4 protein-coding genes are annotated in these 4,067 nt (G+C 34.6%); all 4 read left to right on the top strand.

The genetic code is table 11. From position 1 onward, the window contains the following. The first annotated feature begins 381 nt into the window (after nucleotides 1-381). A complete protein-coding gene (locus tag ABZA26_RS09335; RefSeq protein ID WP_372714253.1) occupies nucleotides 382-1,161 on the top strand; it encodes a LamB/YcsF family protein in 780 nt (259 codons plus the stop codon). Further along, on the top strand, nucleotides 1,154-2,368 hold the full coding sequence (locus ABZA26_RS09330; RefSeq protein ID WP_372714252.1) for an NRAMP family divalent metal transporter: 1,215 nt from the start codon (nucleotides 1,154-1,156) through the stop codon (nucleotides 2,366-2,368). The genes ABZA26_RS09335 and ABZA26_RS09330 overlap by 8 nt, the downstream gene beginning before the upstream one ends. A 9-nt stretch (nucleotides 2,369-2,377) precedes the next feature. Beyond that, nucleotides 2,378-3,070, top strand: a complete 693-nt coding sequence (pxpB, locus tag ABZA26_RS09325; RefSeq protein ID WP_372714251.1) for a 5-oxoprolinase subunit PxpB — start codon at nucleotides 2,378-2,380, stop codon at nucleotides 3,068-3,070. Then, nucleotides 3,067-4,067 (top strand): biotin-dependent carboxyltransferase family protein (locus tag ABZA26_RS09320; RefSeq protein WP_372714250.1); only part of this gene is annotated, 1,001 nt, incomplete at its 3' end. The genes pxpB and ABZA26_RS09320, both read left to right, overlap by 4 nt.

Here is a 4,067-nt window from a genome sequence, read left to right as displayed (position 1 = left end):
ATACTTCCAATTTTCTTTTAAACTCAAGACCATCTTTTATTGAGTTATGGTTAGTTTTACTGCATTTTCATTTCTAGATAACAACTTAACTTTCTTATGAGAAAATAGTTTTTTAGAGATCGATTCTACCTTGTAAATTATTATTAAAATTCTATATTTAATAAGCCTTGTATAAAAAAAATTGACAATGAGTATAAAGTAACCTATACTCGGGATATAGATGCTTTTTTCAGTGAAAAGTGTATTTTTATTAAAGTATATGATTTTTTATGAAACATATGTCCCTAAAATCTATCCCTTGAACACAAGGTGGATTTCAGGGACATATTTAACAGGTATTAAATGAACCATCGGTTTAATAATAGAAACGAAGGAGGCGTCATGAAAAAAGTGGATTTAAACAGTGATTTGGGAGAAGGATTTGGAAGTTTTAAAATAGGGATGGATCAAGAGATTTTAAAAGTAGTTACATCTGCAAATATTGCCTGTGGTTGGCATGCAGGTGACCCTGTAATTATGGAAAAGACAGTTGCTTTATCCAAAAAAAAAGGTGTCGCAGTCGGAGCACATCCAGGTTATTTTGACTTGATGGGCTTTGGTAGAAGAAATATGAATGTTACTCCAGAAGAAGTGAAGACTTATATTAAATATCAAGTGGGGGCTCTAAAAGCTTTTACAGATTCGGAAGGTTTAAAACTTCAGCATGTAAAACCGCATGGTGCAATGTATAATATGGCGGCTAAAGATTACTCACTTGCTCTTGGAATCGCTCAAGGAATAAAAGAAGTGGATAACAAATTAATACTACTTGGACTTGCAGGAAGTGAGCTCATAAGAGCTGGTAAAGAAGTGGGTCTGACAGTAGCTTCTGAAGTTTTTGCTGACAGGGCTTATACCAAAGATGGGAAATTGGTTCCTAGAACTGCTCCAGGAGCGGTTATTCATGATAAAGAAATAGCTATAAACAGAGTCCTTAGAATGGTTCAAGAGGGCAAAGTTCAGTCTATCGAAGGAGAAGACATAGATATAGACGCTCATTCAATTTGTGTACATGGAGATAATCCAGAAGCTTTAGAATTTGTTGTAGCAATTAAAAATATTTTAGAAAAGGAAGGTATAGAGGTTACTTCTCTAGCCCAGGTGGTGAATACTTATGAATAAACAAATCGTTCTTGAGGAAAGTAAAAAATCAAATAATGGAGTAATAATGGGGGCAGCATTTTTAATGGCTACATCTGCTGTAGGTCCTGGATTTTTGACCCAGACTGCAGTTTTCACAGAAAAATTCAGAGGGAATTTTGCTCTGCCCATAATTATTTCAATTTTTATAACACTGGTTGTCCAGCTTAATATTTGGAAAATAATCGGGGTTTCGGAAATGAGGGGGCAAGATATTGCAAATAAGATCCTCCCGGGGTTGGGGCATTTTATTGCTGTGTTGGTATCTCTAGGCGGCCTTGCATTTAATATCGGAAATGTTGGGGGAGCCGCTCTTGGATTTAATGTATTATTCGGTACTAACTTGACATTTGGAGCCTTATTTGCAGGTATCATAGGAAGTGTATTGTTTATATCAAAAGATGCCGGAAAAATAATGGATAAATTTGCAAAAGTACTGGGAATAATAATGATTGCAGTTATTGCATATATGGCCATTGTTACCAGACCGCCAGTTGTTGAATTAGCTACTAAAGTTTTTAATCCTGAAAATCCACGTCAACTATTTTTCCCACTAATAACCCTTTTGGGAGGAACAATCGGAGGCTATATAACTTTTGCCGGAGGACACAGGTTGATAGATGCAGGGATAAAAGGCGAGAAATCTTTAGATGACATCAATAAAAGCTCCCTTATAGGGGTTAGCTTAGCATCTATAATAAGGGTACTAATGTTTTTGGCAATATTGGGAGTAGTAACAAAGGGAGGAATTTTAGATCCTCTAAATCCGCCTGCATCTGCATTTAAGCTCGGGGCAGGAATGATTGGATATAAAATATTTGGTATTGTTATATTGGCAGCATCTTTAACTTCAATTGTAGGAGCAGCCTATACTTCTGTTTCGTTCCTAAAGACTTTGAGTCCGGTTATCAACAGGAATGAAAAAAACTTTATTGTAGGATTTATTATGTTTTCTTCTGTGGTAATGGCTATAATTGGTAAACCAGTTAAACTTCTTATCCTTGCAGGATCATTAAACGGATTAATTTTGCCACTAACCCTTTTAACAATTCTTTTAGCTGTTTTCAGAAAAGACATAGTCGGTACTTATAAACATCCAAAATGGTTGGTTTATAGTGGTATGATTGTTGTGCTGTTCATGAGTATTGCTGCATTTGGTTCACTTAAAAATATAGTCAAAATTTTCTAAGGAGGAACTATGAGATTTTTGTATGCAGGAGATTCTTCTATAGTTATAGAATTTGGGAATGAAATCTCCAAAGATATCAATAGAGAATTAAGAAATCTTACAGATGCGTTGGATAATTTAAATTATGATTTTATAAGGGAAATTGTTCCTACTTATAGATCTATAATTGTTCACTATGATTCTTTAAAAATTTCATTTGAAAAGTTAAAGGAGAAAATTGTAGAAGCAGGAAATACTAAAAGGGATTCTGAAGAAAAAAAAATTAATATAGTAGAAATACCTGTTTTATACGGTGAGGAGGCTGGCCCAGATCTAGAAGAAGTAGCAAAACATAACGGTCTTTCAATTGAAGATGTGATAAAAATACATTCATCTGGAGAATATTTGATATACATGTTAGGATTCACGCCAGGATTCCCATATCTGGGTGGAATGGATGAAAAAATTGCCACTCCAAGACTTGCAAAACCAAGGCTTAAAATTCCAGCTGGATCTGTCGGAATAGCAGGGTCTCAAACAGGTATATACCCAATGGAAAGCCCGGGAGGCTGGCAGCTAATAGGAAAGACACCTTTAGACCTGTTTGACCCTCAAAGTAAAGATCCATTTTTATTAAATGCAGGAGATTATATACGTTTTATTCCAATTACAAAGGAAGAATACGATTCTGTAATTCGTGATAAAATGGAGGTAAATAAATGAAAAGCATCAAAATTATAGATAAGGGTATGCTGACAACCATACAAGATTTAGGCAGATTTGGTTATCAAAGATACGGAGTTACTCCTTCTGGAGTTATGGATGAATATTCTGCGAAAATGGCCAATATTTTAGTTGGAAATGAATTGGAAGCCCCGGTTATTGAGACAACTTTTAAAGGGGCAGCCATTGAATTTAGTGGTGATAGTAGTATAGCTATAACCGGCGGAGATAATATAATATTATTGAACGATATTGAAGTTCCTATGTGGGAAAGTATCAGAATCAAAAATGGCGATATAGTTAAAATGAATTTTTGTAAATCAGGAGTAAGAAATTATATTTCCATTCATGGAGGATTTGACATACCAAAAGTCCTTGGAAGCTATTCTACCAATATAAAGTCAAAACTTGGTGGATTTGAAGGAAGAGCCTTGGAAAATGATGATGTAATACCTTTAAAAAATATACCAAGCAGTTTTATTCATAAAACTCTTTCTAATCAAGATATTCCAAAATTTTCAGGCTCTGAAACCATCGGAGTAATATTAGGTCCGCAAGATGATGAATTTACAGAAGAAGGTCGTAAAACTTTTTTTAATAGTGAATATGAAGTTTCAAAAGAAGGAGATAGAATGGGAATACGATTTTTGGGAGAAAAGGTGGACCACATAAATGGTGCAGATATAATCTCGGATGGTATTTCTTTTGGAGCTATACAGATACCTGGAAACGGACAACCTATCATAATGATGGCAGACAGGCAGACTACAGGTGGGTATACAAAAATAGGAAATGTCATTACTGCAGATTTGTATAAAGTAGCTCAACTTCCTCCAGGTTCAAAAGTTAAATTTCAACAATTTGAAGAACAAGAAGCAATTGAAGCGTTAAAAAAGCATGAAGAAAAATTAAAAAAAGCTGAGCGTGGAGAGACTGTAAAAAATCTTCAGGATTATAGAAAACTTAAACTAGAGGTTAATTTACAAGAATTTAATGT

The sequence above is a fragment of the Ilyobacter sp. genome, assembly GCF_041583315.1.
In the GTDB taxonomy this organism is placed as follows: Bacteria; Fusobacteriota; Fusobacteriia; order Fusobacteriales; family Fusobacteriaceae; genus Ilyobacter.
This window is presented reverse-complemented; position numbering and strand designations above follow the sequence as displayed.